Genomic DNA, 18,140 nt, shown 5'->3' on the forward strand with positions numbered 1-18,140 from the left:
CGGCGCATCCCGAAAGGCTGCGCCGCTCCCTTTTTCGCATCCCGCGCGTGACCCCTGTCGCGCCCCCGAGGATGCGGGTTTCACTCTAGACATGAAGCGCCAAAGCGACAGCCAAGGCGGCTTTGCCAGGGAGGTGGCAATGGTTCAGGAGTCAACACAGGCCGATCAGGCCGTGATCGCAGAAGGCGTCGATGACGAACCGGTCGAAGACAACCGGCGTCTGTTCAGCGGCTGGCGGATGCAGGCCGTGGCCGGGTTTGCTGCGTTCTATGCGCTGTTCCACATGGCCGCGCTGAACGGGGTGTCGATCTCGGATTACACCGGGATCACTGTGCCTTTGCTGCCGCAATTCCCGATGGAAACCTGGAATTTCCGCGTCGTCCATATCGCGGGCGCGCTGGCGCTTGGCTTTGTCGTCTACAACGCGATGCTGTTTTCCGACAGCGACGACGACGCGCAGGGTGGCATCTGGGGCAAGATTGCCTATGTGCTCTTTCTGCCCGCGCTTCTTGCGCTGGGCACCGGGCTGTATTTCGCGCGCCTGATCGCCTCGGGCACCCTGCCGGAAATGGGCGGTCTGACCACCTGGCCCGCCTTTGCAGGCACGCCGATCTACAGCCAGGAGATCTGGTATTTCGGTGTTCCGCTCTTGGTGGCAACGGGCGGCGGGATCGTTCTTGGCTGGCTGGAAAAGGCACCGCGTGACCGGTTCCGGGTGTCGGATGTCCTGCTGGCCCTTTGCGGCATCGCTGTCGCGATCTACCTGATCGCCATTTACGGCACCGCTGCGCGCAACTCGGTCGGCACGCCGTTTGTGCCGATTGGTGTGGCCTTCGCGGCAACGGCAGGCTCTGCGCTGATCCTCGAATTGACGCGACGCGTGGCCGGTCTGGCGCTTGTGATCATCACGGGTATTTTCCTGCTCTACACATTTGTGGCGCATCTGTTGCCGGGCATTCTTGCCGTGCAAAGCGCCTATAGCTGGCAGCGGTTCTTTGGCCATGTCTATTCGGATGCCGGTATCCTCGGGCCAACGACAGCTGTGTCCTCGACCTATATCATCCTCTTCATCATCTTCGCGGCCTTCCTGCAGGCGTCAAAGGTGGGCGACTACTTCGTCAACTTTGCCTTCGCCGCCGCCGGTCGGGCCCGCGGTGGCCCGGCAAAAGTGGCGATCTTTGCCTCTGGTCTCATGGGCATGATCAACGGCACCTCGGCGGGCAACGTGGTGGCGACCGGATCGCTGACCATCCCGCTGATGAAGAAGGTCGGCTACCGTTCCACCACTGCGGGCGCGGTCGAAGCCGCTGCCTCGACCGGTGGTCAGATCATGCCGCCAATCATGGGGGCAGGTGCTTTCATCATGGCCGAGATCACCGGCATTCCGTATCAAGAGATCGCCATTGCAGCGATCATCCCGGCGATCCTGTACTTCGTGTCGGTCTACTTCATGGTCGATTTCGAAGCGGCAAAGCTCGGCATGCGCGGGATGCGCGAGGACGAGCTGCCGAAGTTCAACAAGCTTGTGCGTCAGGTCTACCTGTTCATTCCGATCATCATCCTGATCGTGGCACTTTTCATGGGCTATTCGGTGATCCGAGCGGGGACACTCGCGACGATGGCCGCGGCCATCGTCAGTTGGCTGACGCCTTTCCCGATGACCTTGCGCGGCATTGCCAAGGCGTTCGAGCTGGCGGGGATCATGTCGATCCAGATCATCGCGGTCTGCGCCTGTGCGGGCATCATCGTTGGGGTCATCAGCCTGACGGGGGTCGGCGCTCGCTTTTCCGCGGTGCTGCTGGATCTTGCAGGTGTGAGCCAGCTTCTGGCGCTGTTCTTTGCCATGTGCATCGCGATCCTTTTGGGGATGGGCATGCCGACCACGGCGGCCTATGCCGTTGCCGCATCGGTTGTCGCGCCGGGTCTTGTGCAGCTTGGCATCCCGACGCTGACCGCGCATTTCTTCGTGTTCTACTTTGCGGTTCTGTCGGCCATCACACCCCCCGTGGCGCTGGCCAGCTATGCGGCGGCGGGGATCTCGGGCGCGAACCCGATGCAGACCTCGGTGGCGTCGTTCAAGATGGGCATCGCGGCCTTCATCGTGCCGTTCATGTTCTTCTACAACGGGTCGCTTCTGATGGACGGCACCTGGGTCGAGGTCATCCGGGCGGGTGTCACGGCAACCTTCGGCGTGTTCCTTCTGTCTGGCGCGGTGCAGGGCTGGTTCATGGGCCAACGCGCGGCATGGTTCATTCGGTTGGGTCTGTTGGCGGCGGCGCTTCTGATGATCGAGGGCGGTCTGGTGACCGATCTGGTCGGCATCGGTGCAGCCGTGGCGGCGTGGCTGGTACAAAGGCTGTTCCAGCCTGATCCCAACGCCACCATCGCGGTGCGCGGCGCGGATTGAGCCTCACAACGGGGGCGGCCTGACGGGGCCGCCCCCAATCATTTTCCGGCCCGGTATTGTGACACGGGCAGGGCGGGATCAGCGGTCGTCCAGCACCTTGCGCGCGACGCGAAAACATTCGAGCGCCTGCGGCACACCGCAATAGATGCCCACCACATGGATGATCGCGCGAATCTCTTCAGGGCTGACACCGTTGTTCAGGGCCCCCCGACAGTGGGTTTCCCATTCGTGCATCTTGCCCAAGGCACCGATCATCGCGAGGTTCATCATCGACCGCGTCTTGGGCTCGATCACGTCATCGCCCCAGCCAAAGCCCCAGCACCAGGCGGTCATCGCCTCCTGAAACGGGCGGGTGAAGTCATCGGCGGCGGCGAGGTTCTGTTCCACGTAGTCTGCGCCCAGCGTGGCCTTGCGCTGTTCCAGTCCTTTCAGGAACAGGTCTTCGTCGAATGCGCTCATCTGAGCCTCCCTTTTGGTGTCGCGTCATCCAGTTGACCCGGCCACCTCATGCGGCCGCGGGTCAGTCGACATCCTTGTGCCCCATTTGTATTTGGGTTGATATACGGGTGTCACATGGCCGGGTTAGGGCAATCGGGCTGCACCGAGTCGGGCTGATCGACCAAAACGCGGCCTTCTTGAAGGCGCGCCGTGCAAGCCGGGACCCATCCCGCGATACATCAAAGGACGGCCCTGCCGAAGACGCGACACAGATGCCATCGCTCAAGAACATCGCGGCCGATCTGCCGCCGGTCCAAAAGACCCGCCGGGTCTTTGATGGCAGTTTCATGGTCCTGTTGGTGCTGACCCTGGCTGGCGGTGTCGCGGTGGGGGTGGTGTCGGGCTGGGCACGTGTCGGGCAGATCCTGATCGAGACTTTCGAGTTCATCGCGATGCTTGCCCCCAAGATCGGCGCGGGCATCTTCATCGCGGCAACCCTGCCGATCCTGCTGCCGCGCGAGCGTGTCGGGCGGTTGATCGGTCGGGAGAGCGGTGTTCGCGGGCTTGTGGTGGCTGCTGCCTGTGGCGCGGCCTTGCCGGGCGGGCCGATGATGACCTTTCCGCTCGCGGCGGGTCTTGGCGTGGCGGGGGCCGATCTGGGGGCGATGGTGGCCTTCATCTCGGGCTGGAGCCTGCTCGGGCTGAACCGCACCTTGATCTGGGAATTCTCGTTCCTGCCTTCGGACCTCGTCTGGACGCGCTACTTGCTCAGCCTGCCGATGCCAGTCTTGCTGGGACTTGCGGCGCGCGCCGTGATGCAGAGGCGGCTGGCATGAATATCCTGATCGGCACGGTTCTGATCGGCTCTGGTGCCATATGGCTCTGGTGGCAATTGCCCAACGATGCATGGCGCTCGGCATCCTACCGCGCGTCTCTGGACACGTTCCTGTTCACCGCGCCCCGCGTGATCGTGGCGCTCTTGGGTGCTGGCTTTTTCGCCGAACTCCTGCCCGAGGACGAGGTGCGACAGCTCTTGGGGGCAGAGGCGGGGATCGCGGGTATCCTTCTGGCCATCGCGCTGGGTCCTCTGACACCCGGCGGCGCGTTCGTCAGCTTTGCCATCGGTGCTGCGGCGCTCAAGGCGGGCGCCTCTCCGGTTGCGGCGATTGCCTATGTCACCTCGTGGTCGCTGTTTTCCACCACCAAGATCTTTGCCTACGAGTTGTCCTTCATGGGGCGTCAGGCCACGCTGACGCGCATCCTTGTCAGCCTTCCGGTGCCATTCGTCATTGCCGCGATGGCGTCTCTGACTGGATGAGGGCAGGTGTCAGATTCTGCTGAAGCACGTGTTGCAAGACATAGCTGCGCGGCACTTTTCAATCAGAGCGATTTTCTGTGCGACACACATGCTTTTTGCGTGTGGAAAACAGACTGATTTTCGCTTTTAGACCAGTGGGATATGCTTTTGTGCGATGGTGTTCACGAATTGGTGATGTATCGTCGCAAAAAGGACGGTGGTATGAGAATTCGCGCTGCACAATCGGTATCCGGGGATGTTTCGGGCGGGTTGGCCGACATCGCTTCAACTCTCGGGCTCAGCCAGTCGGGTGCGCCTGATTTCGTGGCTTTGCATTTTGCAGTCGGTCTTGACGCAGCACATCTGCGCGACGAGGCGATATCGGTGATCGGCGCGGCTGCGCTGCATGGCGGGTCGTCCTGTCTGGGCATCATGGGGCCTTTGGGCGTCGATATCGGCGGCGCGGGTCTGGGGGCCTTTGCGATCTGGGATGCCGAAGGCAGCTACGGGACCAGTTCCGCCGATCTGGGCGCGGATGCCGACGCGGCAGCCCGTAGCGCGGTCACCGCAGCGCTGGCGCAGGCAGGGCGACCGGGCGAAGTCCCCGAGCTGATCTGGCTGACCGTCGCACCCGGACGCGAAGAGGATGTCATCAACGGTCTGCGCGCTGTTGTCGGGTCGGAAACGCTGATCGTCGGCGGCAGTTCGGCGGACAATGACGTGAGCGGCCAGTGGGCCCAGTTCGGCCCCGAGGCGGTGCATTCGGACGGGATGGTCGTGTCGGTGCTGTTTCCGTCCACGCCCGTCGCCTCTGTCTATCAGAGCGGCTATGCGCCGACTGCACACCAGGGCATCGTGACGGGTGTCGAGGGCCGTCGCCTGTACGAGATCGACAATCGCGCGGCTGCCGAGGTTCTCAACGAATGGAGCGCGGGTGCCGTCCCGATGGCCGACACGGAACCCAGATTCATCCTTGCTGAATCGACGCTCTGGCCGCTTGGCCGGGTGGCGCAGCAGGTGGCAGGAGTGCCCTTTCACCTGTTGGCGCATCCTGCGGTTGCGCATCCCGACGGTGCGGTCGATCTCTTTGCCGCCGTAGCGCAAGGCGATCAGATCTGGCAGATGCACGGGACTGCGGACAGCCTTGTGGCCCGCGCCGGGCGCGTGGCCGAGCAGGCAAGAAAGAACCTGGCAGGGGACATCGCAGGCGCGCTGGTTGTCTATTGCGGTGGCTGCATGCTGGCCGTACGGGACCGCATGACCGAAGTGTCCGCCGGGATCGAGGCACAGCTTGGCGACACACCATGGCTTGGCATCTTTACCTTCGGAGAGCAGGGCTCACCCGTGGGCGACGGACCGAGGCACGGCAACCTCATGATTTCCTGCACGGTATTCGGTAGCCAGGACCCGTGACAAACAACTATTGATATCTGCGGTGACACCAAATACACGCGAGGTCTTGAGTTGTCAGATCGGCCGAAGATAGAGGGTTCGATTCTCTGTTTGCGAGTTTCAAGAGGCGTATTGGCCAGGCCATTGCCGGTTTTTCACGCGGACCCGGGTCATGAATAATGAATCTCGAGACGCAATGATCCCTCATAGCCTGTACGAGCGCGAAAAGCAGGTGCGTCTTGAAGCCGAAGCGCTTCTGGAAGCGAAGAAGCAGGAAATCTCAGAGATGAACCATCGGCTCATGGCCGAAGCAGAGTCCGTACGCGCAGCGCTTGCAGACACCGAAGCCGCCCGGCTGCGCGAATCCGCGGTTCTGAAAGAACGGTCGATCCTGTCCGAGGCGCTGAAGGCGCTGACGGGCAAGTCCGGCGCGGATGAGGCGATGCAGTGCCTGTTGACCGTGCTCCGGCGCGAGATCGGCGGGCGTGACTGCTTTTTCGTGCAGGCCGAAGGTGATCACACCGTCATTGCGGCCTCTGCGGACAGCGCCCATGTCGGCCATGCGCTGCCTTTGCCCGCCGCGATGATCGACAGGCCCAGACGGATGGCACGAATAACCTCGCTGCTCGCGGGCTATTCATGGCCGGGCGGCACGGAGTGTCTTGCCTCCATGTTGATCGTGCCGCTTGAAATAGGGAACGAAAAGGCCGGTGCCTTCGTTTTGGCGTGCCTGCAGAGCGCGTGCTATTCGGCGGGTGATCTGCGGACATTGGAGCAAGTCGCCCGGCTGGCCGCGCAGGCACTGCTCGCACTTCGAGAGGCTCGCCGCAACGCGCTTCTGGTCGCGCTGGTCGAGGGCAAGTCGCTTGAAACATCCGAAGCGGTTCTGGATGCGCCGCTCGAGGCGGTGCACAGGGCGTTTTCACGCCTGACCGACATGCAGGGACAGGTCGTCGGTATCCTTGACAACCTGCTGGGCGCGTCATTGCAGGACGCGGACGCGGCGATAGATACGGCGCTGGCCCGGATGGGCGAATTGACCGAAAGCGACCGGGTCTACGTGTACCGCCTGCGGTCCTCCGGCGATTTCATCGACAACACTCACCTCTGGTGCGCGCCCGACGTGGCGCCAGCGCTTGAGATTCCCAAAGAGTACCCGGCCCACATGTTCGACAACGTCCGCGCCAGCTTTGACGCGGGTAAAGAAGTGTTGATCTCCGACGTCTCCGCAATGCCGGATGACGCACCTGAGAAGCAACTGTTGCGTGATCATGGCGTGCGGTCGCACCTTACGGTTCCGATGGTGGAAAATGGTGCGCTTCGGGCGCTTGTCAGTTTCGACTCGATCCGCACCCAGCGCAATTACCTGCCCGGTGAGGTGCATCTGATCCGATCGGTGGCCAAGGTCATCCTGTCGGTGTTGGCGCGCCGGGATGCCGAGGAAAAGCTGGTGCAGGCAAATGCCGAAGCATTGTCGCAGCAGAAGCGTCTCAAGGCAGTTCTGTCCGCGATGCCGGACCTGATCGTGGAACTGGACCGCGATGGGCGTCTCGTGTCGCTGCATTCGGCCAGCGTTGTGGTGCCCGATGGGGTGTTCGAGGCCGCGTTCAATCGCACGCCCGAAGAAAGACTTTCGCCAGAGTATGCGAAAGGCCTGCGCGACTTGATGGCCGAACTCGACGCAGGGGCGCAGGTTGTCCGAAGCACCTTCGAGATGTCCATCACGGCGCCGACACGGCAATGGTGGCAGATGACAGCCTCTGCCATCGGTGATCAGGGCTATGTCCTGGCGATGCGCGACATCACCGAGGCGCGGGAGAAGTCGCTGGAAATCGAACGGCTTTCGGAAATCGCGCGCCGGACCACCAACCTAGTTGTTTTGACCGACGCGGAACGCCGTATCGAATGGGTGAACGACGCATTCGTAGACACGACCGGTTGGACGCTGGAAGACGTGAAGGGCAAAAAACCTGGCGAATTCCTGCAAAGCGAAGGGACGGACCCCCAGACCGTCACGGCGATACGCGACGCTCTGGACAACGAAAAGGCAGTTCAGGTGGAAATTCTGAACCGGTCCCGGACCGGCCGGGAGTATTGGCTGTCGCTTGATATTCATCCTTTGCATGATGCAGCGGGCGAATTGGAAGGCTTCCTGGCGCTCGAAGTCGATATCACCGACAAGCGCAAACAAGCCGAGTCTCTGCGCCGCGCGGCAGCTGAAGCCGCACTGGCGCGGGCCAACCTCGAAAAGGCGGTCGAGGCATTGCAGGACGGGTTCGTTCTTTATGATGCCGACGATTGCCTCGTGATCTGCAACAGCCGATTCCGCGAGATCTATGCGCTGTCGGAACCGGCCCTCGTGACCGGGGCCAGCTTTGAAAGCATCGTGCGCTACGGGTTGGCGGTTGGTGAATATCCTTCAGCCATTGGGCGCGAAGAGGAATTTCTGGCTGAACGTCTGCGTCAGCATGCGCAACCCGACCGCGAAACCGAACAGAAGCTCAGCGACGGAACTTGGCTGCGCGTTTTCGAAAAATCCATGCCCGACGGGGGACGCGTCGAACTGCGCGTCGATATCACGGAACTCAAGCTGGCAGAGCGGCGCGCGCTGGCGGACAAGGCTGCCGCGATGGCCGCCAGCCGGGACGGGATCGCGATCACCGACCACAAGGGGCTGTTCAACTATACCAACCGCGCGCATCTCGAGATGTTCGGCTACGCCTCCGAAAAGGAGCTTCTGGGGCAAAGCTGGTCCATGCTCTATGGCCCCGAAGAGGCGGAATGGATGGAGGCCAACGTGATGCCCGCGGTGATGCGGGATGGTGGCTGGTCGGGAGAGATCGTCGGTTTGGCCAAGTATGGCGCTCCAGTTTACCAGGATGTCTCCCTGACTCTGAAAGACGATGGCGGTCTGCTGTGCATCACGCGGGACATCTCGGTGCGGAATCGAGAACGTGCCGAACGCGACCGCTTGCTGAACGAACTGCAGCTTGCCCAACGCCGCGAGATCATCGGACAGATCGCGGCGGGACTTGCGCATGACTTCAACAACCTGCTGGCCATCATCTCGGGCGGGGCGTCGCTGATCGTGGAGCAGGCTGAAGACCGGGGTGCAGAAGCGGTCGGTGCATCACGTATTCTCGCGGCATCGGATCAGGCTGCGGGGCTGGTGAAGCGGCTCCTGACCCTCGGGGCACGTCAATCGGCACGCATCGATCTGGACATGCGGCGACCGGTGCAGGAGGCGGCAGAGCTTGTCCGGTCCAGCCTGCGCGTCCCCATGCGCCTTGCACTGAATCTGCCCGACACGCCCGTCGATGCGCAGGCGGACCCGACGGATGTTCTGCAGCTGCTTCTGAACCTCGCGATCAACGCGCGCGATGCGATGGCTTCGCAGTCCGGAACGATCTCGATCCGGTTGGTTGCAGCCGAAGAGCCTGCACCGACAGACCCAATCGTCGTCGGGCGCATCAATCCTGCGCGGCGCTATGCCCGCCTGACCGTCGAGGACAATGGCCCCGGAATGCCGCCAGAGGTCGCCGCGAAAATCCTGACGCCCTATTACAGCACCAAGGGCGAGATGGGCACCGGGCTTGGCCTTGCTGTCGTGTCGTCGGTGATCGAGGACAACGGCGGAGCCATGAGCCTGACCACCGAGCCGGGAAAAGGCACGAGGTTCGATGTATACTGGCCCGTCAGTGCCGGTCAGGAAGCTGCCGTTGCCTCTGTGCCGAATGACGAACTGACCGGGCGGCTGGACGGGCGCATGATCCTCGTGGTCGATGACCAACCCGAGGTGCTGGACGTGATCACCGCCTATCTCGAAGCTGCCGGTGCCGAGGTCGCGGCCACCACGTACCCGGCGGATGTGCTCGAGGCGCTGCGCGATGACCCGACCCACTGGGACCTGCTGGTGACCGATTTCGACATGCCTGACATGGACGGTGCCGACCTGGCCGAAGCGGCCAAAAACATCGTGCCGGACTTGCCGATCATTCTTGTCACGGCTCTCGCCCGCGAGGCGGGGCGGACCGGTCCGCTGTTTACCGGAGTTCTGTCGAAACCTATCGATCGCAAATCACTTGTGTTACAATGCGAGATGTCTCTTCTTCGGTCGGAAAGCGACCAGAAAGATTAGGCTATGCGTGTCTTGATTGCGGACGATCAGAAAATGCTGCGCGATGTGTTCGACGCGATGCTGTCGCGCGACAACATCACCGTTGCGCTGGCTCCGGATCTGGATGCGGCGCTTGTCGAAGTGGACAAGGGCGATCCGTTCGATTTGATCCTGCTGGACTACCACATGCCGGGCATGGACGGTCTGGACGGTTTGCGCCGCGCCTTGGACGCCGGCAAGGGGGCTGCGGTTGCGCTGATGTCCGGCAACCTGCCGCAGCAGATCGTGCAGGACGCGCTGCGTCTGGGCGCAGCCGGGTTCATGCCCAAGAAACTGTCGCCGAAAACCTATGTGCAGGCCATTCGCGCCATGGCCGCCGGGGAACGGCTGAACCTGCAGGACGATTGGAGCAGTTTCGAGGTCGGGACATCTGATCCGACCGCCGAACACCGTCTGACATCGCGTGAACTGCTGGTGCTGCAACAGCTCGACAGCGGCAAATCGCTGCCCGAGATCGCCCTGGCGCTTGGCCTCAAGGACGTGACGGTGAATTTCGTGGTCAAGACGCTCTGCCGCAAGTTCGACGCGCGCGATCAGGCCGATGCTGTGGTGATCGCGCGTCAGGCCGGAGTGATCTGACAGTCCGCTGTCCCGACCCGAAACCTTCCTGCGTTGCCCGTAAATTGGCCGTTTTCAGAGGAACCGGCCTATTCAATGGGCATCTGACTGCACAGGGCTTTGCACGATCAGCAACGTCTTGCCTGACATCACTCTCCTGCGATTTGGTGGAGTTGCAGGATGTCTAGGGTTCCGCATGTTGTGCATGGTCCGGTCCGAGAGATATCGCTGTTCGGTCAATCCCGAACAGTACACGGCGGGGCAAAATCCCGGGAGGCTACTGCGCTGGTTTGACCCGCGCTCCGCTCATGCCCTCCTCGCGGTCAATCCATTTTGTAGATGATTGATGGGGACCGAAGATGAACAAGCTTGTATCCACAACTGCCCTGGCTCTGTGCCTTGCTACCAGCGCCGTCGCCCAGGAAAAAACCGATTTCCGTGTCGCGTGGTCGATCTATGTCGGCTGGATGCCGTGGGGTTATCTCGAAGACAGCGGCATCATGGACAAATGGGCCGACACATACGGGATCGATGTCGAGATCGTGCAGATCAACGACTATATCGAGTCGATCAACCAATACACCGCCGGCCAGTTCGACGGCGTGTCCGCCACCAATATGGACACGCTGTCGATCCCGTCAGGCGGAGGTGTCGACACCACCGCCCTGATCGTGGGCGATTATTCCAACGGCAATGACGCGGTGATTATCAAGGGCGAGGGCGACCTGACCACGCTTGCGGGCAAGCCGGTGAACCTCGTGGAGTTGTCCGTGTCGCATTACCTGCTGGCGCGGGGGCTCGACAGCGTGGGCCTGTCAGAGGCCGATTTGGCCGGGGTGATCAACACCTCGGATGCCGACATGATCGCGGCCTTTGCAACCAGTGATGTCGAAGCGGTGGTGACATGGAATCCTCTGGTGTCGTCCATTCTGGAAACGCCGGGGGCCAACGCGGTCTTCGACAGTTCGGACATCCCCGGAGAGATCATCGACCTGATGGTGGTGAACACTGAAACGCTTGCCGCGAACCCGGATTTCGGCAAGGCGCTTGTTGGCGCATGGTACGAGGTCATGGGCCTGATGGCTGCGGGCGACGAGGCTGTCCTGACCGCCATGGCCGACGCCTCGGGCACCGATCTCGCGGGCTACAAGGCGCAGTTGGACTCGACCGAGATGTTCTACGATCCCGCCGCCGCCGTCGCCTTCACCGAAAGCGCGGAGCTGCCGCAGACCATGGTGAATGTCGCGGAGTTCCTGTTCGACAAGGGCATTCTGGGCGAAGGCGCGCCCTCGGCGGATTTCGTCGGTGTCGCCTATCCGGACGGGACGGTCACCGGGGACGCCAACAACGTGCGCTTCCGCTTTGACACGACCTACATGCAAATGGCCGCCGACGGCAGCCTTTAAGGACCACACCGTCACGCCCGCGCGTGGCGGTGCCCCCGATGCGTCTGATCAACATAAAACCCGGCCCCGCGCTCGCGCTGTTTCTTGTCCTGCTGCCCTTTGCAGCGGTGCTGATCGCCTATGCAGTGGGCTCCGACATCCGCCTGACGGCAAACCCGTCGGACAAGCTGTTGCCCGCGCCGGGCACGGTGGGCGACTCGATGATGCGGCTGCTCACCGAAGGCGATAGACGCACGGGCCGCATCCTCTTCTGGTACGACACATGGGCCAGCCTGCAACGGCTCTGGCTGGGTATCGCGATCTCGGCCAGCGTCGGGCTGGTGATCGGCCTGCTGATCGGGCTGTTTCCGCTGATGCGCAGCCTGCTCGCGCAATTCGTGGCGGTGCTGTCGATGATCCCGCCGTTGGCGTTGTTGCCGATCCTGTTCATCGTGTTCGGGCTGGGAGAGCTGTCCAAGGTCGTGTTGATCGTGGTGGGCACCCTGCCGTTCATCATCCGCGACCTGAGCCAGCGCACGGTCGAAATTCCGCAGGAACTGCTGGTCAAGGCGCAGACCCTTGGTGCGTCAAGCTGGGTCATCGCGATCCGCGTGGCGCTGCCGCAGGTCATGCCGCGCCTCATCCAGGCGGTGCGCCTGTCACTGGGCCCAGCGTGGCTGTTCCTGATTGCCGCCGAGGCCATCGCGTCTGATCTGGGGCTGGGCTACCGCATTTTCCTGGTGCGCCGTTACCTCGCGATGGATGTGATCCTGACCTACGTGATCTGGATCACGCTGCTTGCCTTCGCCATGGATTGGCTGCTGCGCCGCGCCTCGCGCCGGTTCTTCCCCTGGGCGGAGGAGGGGCTGTGAGCTTTGTCACCGTCCGTGACCTGTTCCAGACCTATGGCAGCCGTCCGATCATCGAACGGGTGAATGTCGACGTGGCCGAGGGCGAATTCATCTCGATCGTGGGCGCGTCGGGCTGTGGCAAATCCACCTTCCTGCGGCTGCTTCTGGCGCAGGAACGTCCCACCCGTGGCGAGATCCGCATCGACGGCGCAGAGCCTGCGCGCGAACCGGGGCTGGACCGGGGCATCGTGTTCCAGCGGTATTCCGTCTTCCCGCACATGACCGTGCGCGACAACATCGTGGCGGGCGAAAGCTTTCGCGCGGGCTGGGGTCGCTTTTTTGGCGACGCGGCGAGGGCGGCGCGTGACCGCGCGGACGAGACGCTCGCACGGATCGGACTGGATCATGTCGCCGACAATTACCCCGCCACGCTCTCGGGTGGCATGCAGCAGCGCCTTGCCATTGCGCAGGCGCTGGCTGCGAAACCCCGCGTCCTGCTGCTTGATGAGCCGTTTGGCGCTCTTGACCCCGGCACGCGGCTGTCGATGCACGGTTTCCTGCAGGACTTGCGCGCCGAGACAGGCATGACCGTGTTCATGGTCACCCATGACCTCGAAGAGGCGTTCAAGCTGGGCGACCGCGTTCTGGTCTTCGACAAGCCGCGCTGGGATCCGCACGATCCGTCCCGTTACGGCGCGACCATCACCTACGATTTCGATGCCCGCGATGGCGGCATCCCGTTTCAGACCCTGAAGGAGAACATCCATGTTCCAGAGCCGCACTGACCGGTCCCGGTCGCACCATCCGGCAGACCACCGCCGCACCGAGGCGCGCCATCACCATCCCGACCTGACCAAGCTGCGTGGCTGGAAGGCGATGCATGACGAGGCGGGCATCCCCGGCAGCGGCTGGGAGCAAGAGCGCAAATGGGCGCTGCGCATGGGGCTGACGGGTGCCGACAGCATCGAGGACAAATCCATCCCCACCTTCGCGCGCGGGGAACTGCCGCATTACGCAGGCATCAACACGTTTCTCAAGGCGCCTTACGCCGAGGACGTGACCGAGGTGGGGGATTACGACGCCACCGTGCTGGGCATCCCCTTTGACGGTGGCACGACCTACCGCGCGGGCACGCGGTTCGGCCCGCAAGGTGTGCGCAAGATCAGCGCGCTGTATACGCCCTACAACTACGAAATGGCGGTCGATCTGCGCGAACAGATGACGCTCTGCGATGCAGGCGACGTGTTCACGATCCCAGCCAACATCGAAAAGACCTTTGATCAGATCAGCCGCGCGGTCAGTCATGTGGCCTCTTCGGGCAGCCTGCCTATCATGATCGGCGGCGACCATTCCATCGGCTTTCCCTGCGTGCGCGGCATTGCGGAGTGCACCTCCAAGAAGATCGGCATCGTGCATTTCGACCGCCATGCCGACATCCAGGAGAAGGACCTCGATGAGCGGATGCACACGACGCCGTGGTTCCATTCGACCAACCTGCCCAACGTGCCCGCCAAGAACCTTGTGCAGGTCGGGATTGGTGGCTGGCAGGTGCCGCGCGAGGCGGTAAAGGTGGCGCGTGAGCGCGAGACCAACATCATCACCATGGGCGACATGGAAAAGATGGGCATCGACCGCACCGCCGAAATGGCGCTGGAAATGGCATGGGACGGGGTGGACATGGTCTACATGTCCTTCGACATCGACAGCATCGACTGCGGCTTTGTGCCCGGTACGGGCTGGCCCGAACCCGGCGGGTTCCTGCCGCGAGAGGCGCTGGCGCTGGCCTCCAAGGTCGCGGCCGAGGGCATCTGCGGGATGGAACTGGTCGAGGTGGCTCCGCCCTACGACCAGTCCGAGATCACCGCCCTCATGGGTACCCGCGTGATCGTCGATGTGCTGGGCAGCCTTGTGGCCTCCGGCAACCTTGGCAAGCACAAGCGCCATATCGACAAGCCCGTAACGATCCCCCATGGCGAATTCGAAGGAAAGCGGTGGTCCAATGCCACATGATATCGTGAACGGCCATATCGGCCACAACCACAGCCACGGCGACCATCTGCACAGCCATATGCCCGATGCGGACCGGGCAGAGGAGTTGCAGGTACTCACCGCGCAATTCATCGATGGCTTCGTCAGTGCCAAGGACAAGATGTCCTATCTGCGGCTGGCCGGTGTGCCGCTGGAAATCGAAGCCCCCGAAGGCGGGCCGTCGATGAAGCTGGTGGATGTCCAGTTGACGACCGAATGGCAGGTCGGCACGGCGTCGCCCTCGTTCGGGTCGCAGGAACTGTCCTATCTGCCCTATCCCGGCGACATGGTGACGGAGCGGACGAATATGGGCTTTGTTTATGTCTCGTTGCGGGCCAAGCACGTGACCGACCTGCGCGCGTTTCTCAAGCACCACCCCGCCGCGCGCGACGTGTCCTGAGGGCAGGGCGCGTCACGCCTCCAGACGCTCGAGATCCATCGGAGTGCGCGGCTTGGCCTCCGGGTCGCTGTCCAGAACCGCGTGCATCCGTTCCATGACGCGATAGAAAATGGCCAGCTCGTCAGGGCTGACCGCATCGGTCAGCTGCCGTTCGAGGCGCGTGGCCTCGGGGATGATGTCCGCCAGCGCCCGCCGCCCGGCCGTGGTCAGCGAGATCGACACCAGCCGCCCGTCGCCGGACCCAGCCGTCTTTGCGACCAGACCTTCGGCCTCGAGCCGCGTCACCGCGCGGCTGACCCGTGGTTTTTCCAGACTGACGCAGGTGTGGATGTCCCGGATCGACACCGCGCCGCAGCGCAGCAGGTGTACCAGAACGCGCCATTCGGCCACCGCCAGACCATGGGTGCGCCCGTATTCGACCGCAAGCCGTCGGCTGACCCGTTCCGTCAGCACGGCAAGCCGGTAGGGCAGGAAGGTCGACAGCTGAAAATCGTCGGGCGTCATGGCGGGGTCCAAACTCGTTGCATTTGAAATGATATTGACTTTCGCTCTCTTGGCAACGACTAATGACCTGCCCTCGGGTGCCATGCACCGGGGAACCTAGGGGAGAGACGCACACATGGCCTTTGCATCGCAGGGTGACACCGCTGAAAAGCAGATTTCCTTTACCGAGATCGGTGACGGGCTTTATGCCTTCACCGCCGAAGGAGACCCGAATTCCGGTGTGATCATCGGCGACGACTCGGTCATGATCGTCGAGGCGCAGGCCACGCCGCGTCTCGCGCAAAAGGTGATCGATTGCGTGCGCAGCGTCACCGAAAAGCCGATTTCCCATGTGGTCCTGACCCATTACCACGCGGTGCGCGTGCTGGGTGCCAGCGCCTTTGACGCCGATCAGATCATCATGTCCGACGCCGCGCGCGGCATGGTGGTCGAGCGGGGGCAGGAAGACTGGGACAGCGAATTCCAGCGCTTCCCGCGCCTGTTCGAGGGCCACGAAAGCATTCCCGGTCTGACATGGCCCACCACCACCTTCAGCGACAGCATGACGGTCTATCTTGGCAAGCGGAAGGTCGAGATCAAGCAGATCGGCCGCGCGCACACGGCGGGGGACAGCGTGATCTGGGTGCCGGACAGTCAGACCATGTTCACCGGCGATATCGTCGAATATCACTCCGCCTGTTACTGCGGTGACGGCCATTTCGAGGAGTGGGGCAGCACGCTCGATGCGGTCAAGGCCTATGATCCGCAAAGCATTGCACCGGGGCGCGGCGATGCGCTGATCGGACGCGATATGGTGGACGCAGCACTGGCCAACACCCGCGACTTTGTCGACAGCACCTACAACGCGGTCAAGCCGATTGCCGCCAAGGGGGGAACCCTCAAGGAAGCATGGGACGCCGTGCGCGCCGCCTGCGATCCGAAATTCAAGGATTACGCCATCTACGAACACTGCCTGCCGTTCAACGTGGCCCGCGCCTATGATGAAGCGCGCGGGATCGTGCACCCGCGCATCTGGACGGCAGAACGCGATCTGGAAATGTGGGCGCAACTGCAAGGCTGAGACCGAGCGACGGGGGAGGAGACCCATCATGCCGCTGGATGACCGCTATCAACTGGCGTTCACGCTGTATCCCTATACGCGCAGCACCGATCAGGGCGCGTCCGTGCCGGTGCGGCACCCGGTGGTTGTCATGGGGGGCGGCCCGGTCGGCATCGCCACGGCGCTTGATCTCGGGTTGCAGGGCATTCCCGTTGTCCTGCTTGATGATCACGAAGGGGTCGGGCAGGGGTCGCGGGCGATCTGTTTTGCGAAACGTACGCTCGAGATCGCCCATCGGTACGGCTGCGGCCAGCCGATGCTGGACAAGGGCGTGGTCTGGAACCTGGGCAAGGTGTTTCACGACGACCGGCAGGTGTTCGAGTTCAACCTGCTGCCGGAACAGGGCCACCGCTATCCGGCCTTCATCAACCTGCAACAGCCTTATTTCGAACGCTTCCTCGTGGACCGCGTGCGCGAGGCGCAGGCCCAAGGCGCGCCGATTGACCTGCGGGGCAAGAACCGCGTCGATACGGTCGAGGTCAAGGACGACCATGTCATCCTCGACATCACCACACCTGACGGTCCCTACCGGATCGCGGCGGATTGGCTGATCGGCTGCGACGGCGCGTCCAGCCCGCTGCGCAAGATGATGGGGCTCGATTTCGAAGGCCGGGTGTTCGAGGACAATTTCCTGATCGCCGACATCACGATGAAGGCGGATTTCCCGACCGAACGCTGGTTCTGGTTCGAGCCGCATTTCAAATCCGGCGACAGCGCGCTCTTGCACAAGCAGCCGGACGGCGTGTGGCGGATCGACTTCCAGCTGGGCTGGGACATCGACCGCACCGAAGAACTGAAAGAGGAAAATGTCCGCCGCCGTCTCGACGCGATGCTCGGCCCGGATGTGGACTACGAACTGGTCTGGACCTCGATCTACCGGTTCCAGTGCCGCCGGATGAAAACCTTTCGCAAGGGTCGGGTGATCTTTGCCGGGGACGCGGCGCACCAGGTCTCGCCCTTTGGGGCGCGCGGGGCGAATTCCGGCATTCAGGACGTGGACAATCTGGGCTGGAAACTGGGTCTGGTCCTGAATGGAACGGCACCCGAGGCGTTGCTGGACAGCTACGATCTTGAGCGTCGGCACGGCGCGGACGAAAACATCCTCAACTCGTCCCGTTCGACCGATTTCATCACGCCGAAATCCCGCATCAGCCACGTGTTCCGCAACGCGGTGCTCGATCTGGCGGAACACCACGCCTTTGCCCGACCGCTGGTCAATTCCGGGCGGCTCTCTGTGCCCTGCGTCTATGACGGCCTGCCGTTGAACACGCCCGACGCCCTGCCGTATGGCCCGTCCCGCACCCGCCCCGGCGCGCCTTGCCCTGATGCGCCTTTGGGGCAGGGGTTCCTGCTGGACCATCTGGGCGGTGATTTCGTGCTGCTTGGGGTGGGCGTCGATGTGCCGGATACGCTCTCTGCCCACGGATTGGTGCTGCGCGGCCTGTCCGTGCCTGCGGCAGGCGACATCAGGGGCCGCTATCTGGGCGACGCGCCCGGTGCCGTCTACCTGATCCGGCCCGACCAGCATGTGGCGGCGCGCTGGCCCACCTTCGACGAGGCGGCGGTGCGGGCCGCACTTGCCACCGCGATTGCAAAGGACTGAC

At 62.9% G+C, this 18,140-nt stretch carries 15 protein-coding genes and 1 riboswitch; of the genes, 13 read left to right on the plus strand and 2 right to left on the minus strand.

What is annotated here, in order from left to right; translation table 11 throughout:
• The first annotated feature begins 139 nt into the window (after positions 1-139).
• Positions 140-2,407, plus strand: a complete 2,268-nt coding sequence (locus IEV82_RS08080) for a TRAP transporter permease (protein ID WP_188481512.1) — start codon at positions 140-142, stop codon at positions 2,405-2,407.
• Positions 2,408-2,485: 78 nt separating this feature from the next.
• On the opposite strand, the gene IEV82_RS08085 is transcribed toward IEV82_RS08080, so the two are convergent.
• On the minus strand, positions 2,486-2,866 hold the full coding sequence (locus IEV82_RS08085; protein WP_188481513.1) for a carboxymuconolactone decarboxylase family protein: 381 nt from the start codon (positions 2,864-2,866) through the stop codon (positions 2,486-2,488).
• A 251-nt stretch (positions 2,867-3,117) separates the two neighbouring features.
• Between IEV82_RS08085 and IEV82_RS08090 the strand changes: the two genes are divergently transcribed.
• The 10 genes from IEV82_RS08090 (at position 3,118) to IEV82_RS08135 (ending at position 14,933) form a co-directional block, all read left to right on the plus strand.
• Positions 3,118-3,681, plus strand: coding sequence for a hypothetical protein (locus IEV82_RS08090; RefSeq protein WP_188481514.1), 564 nt, complete (start codon positions 3,118-3,120; stop codon positions 3,679-3,681).
• Positions 3,678-4,163 (plus strand): hypothetical protein, encoded by a 486-nt coding sequence (locus IEV82_RS08095; protein ID WP_188481515.1) that lies wholly within the window; start codon positions 3,678-3,680, stop codon positions 4,161-4,163. The genes IEV82_RS08090 and IEV82_RS08095 overlap by 4 nt, the downstream gene beginning before the upstream one ends.
• A 201-nt stretch (positions 4,164-4,364) precedes the next feature.
• Entirely contained in the window at positions 4,365-5,555 is a 1,191-nt protein-coding gene (locus IEV82_RS08100) for an FIST signal transduction protein (protein ID WP_188481516.1), read from the plus strand.
• 175 nt (positions 5,556-5,730) lie between these two features.
• The gene (locus IEV82_RS08105) at positions 5,731-9,672 is read left to right on the plus strand and encodes a PAS domain-containing protein (protein ID WP_188481517.1); all 3,942 of its coding nucleotides are present in this window, start codon (positions 5,731-5,733) and stop codon (positions 9,670-9,672) included.
• Between the two features lie 3 nt (positions 9,673-9,675).
• A complete protein-coding gene (locus IEV82_RS08110; RefSeq protein WP_188481518.1) occupies positions 9,676-10,290 on the plus strand; it encodes a response regulator transcription factor in 615 nt (204 codons plus the stop codon).
• A 152-nt stretch (positions 10,291-10,442) separates the two neighbouring features.
• Positions 10,443-10,547: riboswitch (guanidine-I (ykkC/yxkD leader) on the plus strand.
• An 81-nt stretch (positions 10,548-10,628) separates the two neighbouring features.
• Positions 10,629-11,675: a putative urea ABC transporter substrate-binding protein gene (locus IEV82_RS08115; protein ID WP_188481519.1), complete on the plus strand. Its 1,047-nt coding sequence runs from the start codon at positions 10,629-10,631 to the stop codon at positions 11,673-11,675.
• Between the two features lie 38 nt (positions 11,676-11,713).
• On the plus strand, positions 11,714-12,526 hold the full coding sequence (locus IEV82_RS08120) for an ABC transporter permease (protein WP_188481520.1): 813 nt from the start codon (positions 11,714-11,716) through the stop codon (positions 12,524-12,526).
• Positions 12,523-13,290 (plus strand): ATP-binding cassette domain-containing protein, encoded by a 768-nt coding sequence (locus IEV82_RS08125; RefSeq protein ID WP_188481521.1) that lies wholly within the window; start codon positions 12,523-12,525, stop codon positions 13,288-13,290. Before IEV82_RS08120 ends, IEV82_RS08125 begins: the two co-directional genes overlap by 4 nt.
• Positions 13,271-14,515, plus strand: coding sequence for an agmatinase family protein (locus tag IEV82_RS08130; RefSeq protein WP_188481522.1), 1,245 nt, complete (start codon positions 13,271-13,273; stop codon positions 14,513-14,515). Before IEV82_RS08125 ends, IEV82_RS08130 begins: the two co-directional genes overlap by 20 nt.
• Entirely contained in the window at positions 14,505-14,933 is a 429-nt protein-coding gene (locus IEV82_RS08135) for a hypothetical protein (RefSeq protein ID WP_188481523.1), read from the plus strand. The genes IEV82_RS08130 and IEV82_RS08135 overlap by 11 nt, the downstream gene beginning before the upstream one ends.
• Positions 14,934-14,945: 12 nt before the next feature.
• On the opposite strand, the gene IEV82_RS08140 is transcribed toward IEV82_RS08135, so the two are convergent.
• Complete coding sequence (locus tag IEV82_RS08140) at positions 14,946-15,437, minus strand: MarR family winged helix-turn-helix transcriptional regulator (RefSeq protein WP_188481524.1); 492 nt, start codon at positions 15,435-15,437, stop codon at positions 14,946-14,948.
• 115 nt (positions 15,438-15,552) lie between these two features.
• Between IEV82_RS08140 and IEV82_RS08145 the strand changes: the two genes are divergently transcribed.
• On the plus strand, positions 15,553-16,497 hold the full coding sequence (locus IEV82_RS08145; RefSeq protein WP_188481525.1) for an MBL fold metallo-hydrolase: 945 nt from the start codon (positions 15,553-15,555) through the stop codon (positions 16,495-16,497).
• 28 nt (positions 16,498-16,525) lie between these two features.
• Positions 16,526-18,139, plus strand: coding sequence for an FAD-dependent oxidoreductase (locus tag IEV82_RS08150; RefSeq protein WP_188481526.1), 1,614 nt, complete (start codon positions 16,526-16,528; stop codon positions 18,137-18,139).
• Position 18,140: the final 1 nt, after the last annotated feature.

Source organism: Marivita lacus (assembly GCF_014637725.1).
In the GTDB taxonomy this organism is placed as follows: Bacteria; Pseudomonadota; Alphaproteobacteria; order Rhodobacterales; family Rhodobacteraceae; genus Marivita; species Marivita lacus.

What these genes read in the sequence shown, in the direction of transcription:
- IEV82_RS08120 (WP_188481520.1), top strand. Translation starts at nt 11,714, where the DNA reads ATGCGTCTGATCAACATAAAACCCGGCCCCGCGCTCGCGCTGTTTCTT.
- IEV82_RS08145 (WP_188481525.1), top strand. Translation starts at nt 15,553, where the DNA reads ATGGCCTTTGCATCGCAGGGTGACACCGCTGAAAAGCAGATTTCCTTT.
- IEV82_RS08090 (WP_188481514.1), top strand. Translation starts at nt 3,118, where the DNA reads ATGCCATCGCTCAAGAACATCGCGGCCGATCTGCCGCCGGTCCAAAAG.
- IEV82_RS08105 (WP_188481517.1), top strand. Translation starts at nt 5,731, where the DNA reads ATGATCCCTCATAGCCTGTACGAGCGCGAAAAGCAGGTGCGTCTTGAA.
- IEV82_RS08150 (WP_188481526.1), top strand. Translation starts at nt 16,526, where the DNA reads ATGCCGCTGGATGACCGCTATCAACTGGCGTTCACGCTGTATCCCTAT.
- IEV82_RS08130 (WP_188481522.1), top strand. Translation starts at nt 13,271, where the DNA reads ATGTTCCAGAGCCGCACTGACCGGTCCCGGTCGCACCATCCGGCAGAC.
- IEV82_RS08115 (WP_188481519.1), top strand. Translation starts at nt 10,629, where the DNA reads ATGAACAAGCTTGTATCCACAACTGCCCTGGCTCTGTGCCTTGCTACC.
- IEV82_RS08140 (WP_188481524.1), bottom strand. Translation starts at nt 15,437, where the DNA reads ATGACGCCCGACGATTTTCAGCTGTCGACCTTCCTGCCCTACCGGCTT.
- IEV82_RS08080 (WP_188481512.1), top strand. Translation starts at nt 140, where the DNA reads ATGGTTCAGGAGTCAACACAGGCCGATCAGGCCGTGATCGCAGAAGGC.
- IEV82_RS08085 (WP_188481513.1), bottom strand. Translation starts at nt 2,866, where the DNA reads ATGAGCGCATTCGACGAAGACCTGTTCCTGAAAGGACTGGAACAGCGC.
- IEV82_RS08135 (WP_188481523.1), top strand. Translation starts at nt 14,505, where the DNA reads ATGCCACATGATATCGTGAACGGCCATATCGGCCACAACCACAGCCAC.
- IEV82_RS08095 (WP_188481515.1), top strand. Translation starts at nt 3,678, where the DNA reads ATGAATATCCTGATCGGCACGGTTCTGATCGGCTCTGGTGCCATATGG.
- IEV82_RS08110 (WP_188481518.1), top strand. Translation starts at nt 9,676, where the DNA reads ATGCGTGTCTTGATTGCGGACGATCAGAAAATGCTGCGCGATGTGTTC.
- IEV82_RS08100 (WP_188481516.1), top strand. Translation starts at nt 4,365, where the DNA reads ATGAGAATTCGCGCTGCACAATCGGTATCCGGGGATGTTTCGGGCGGG.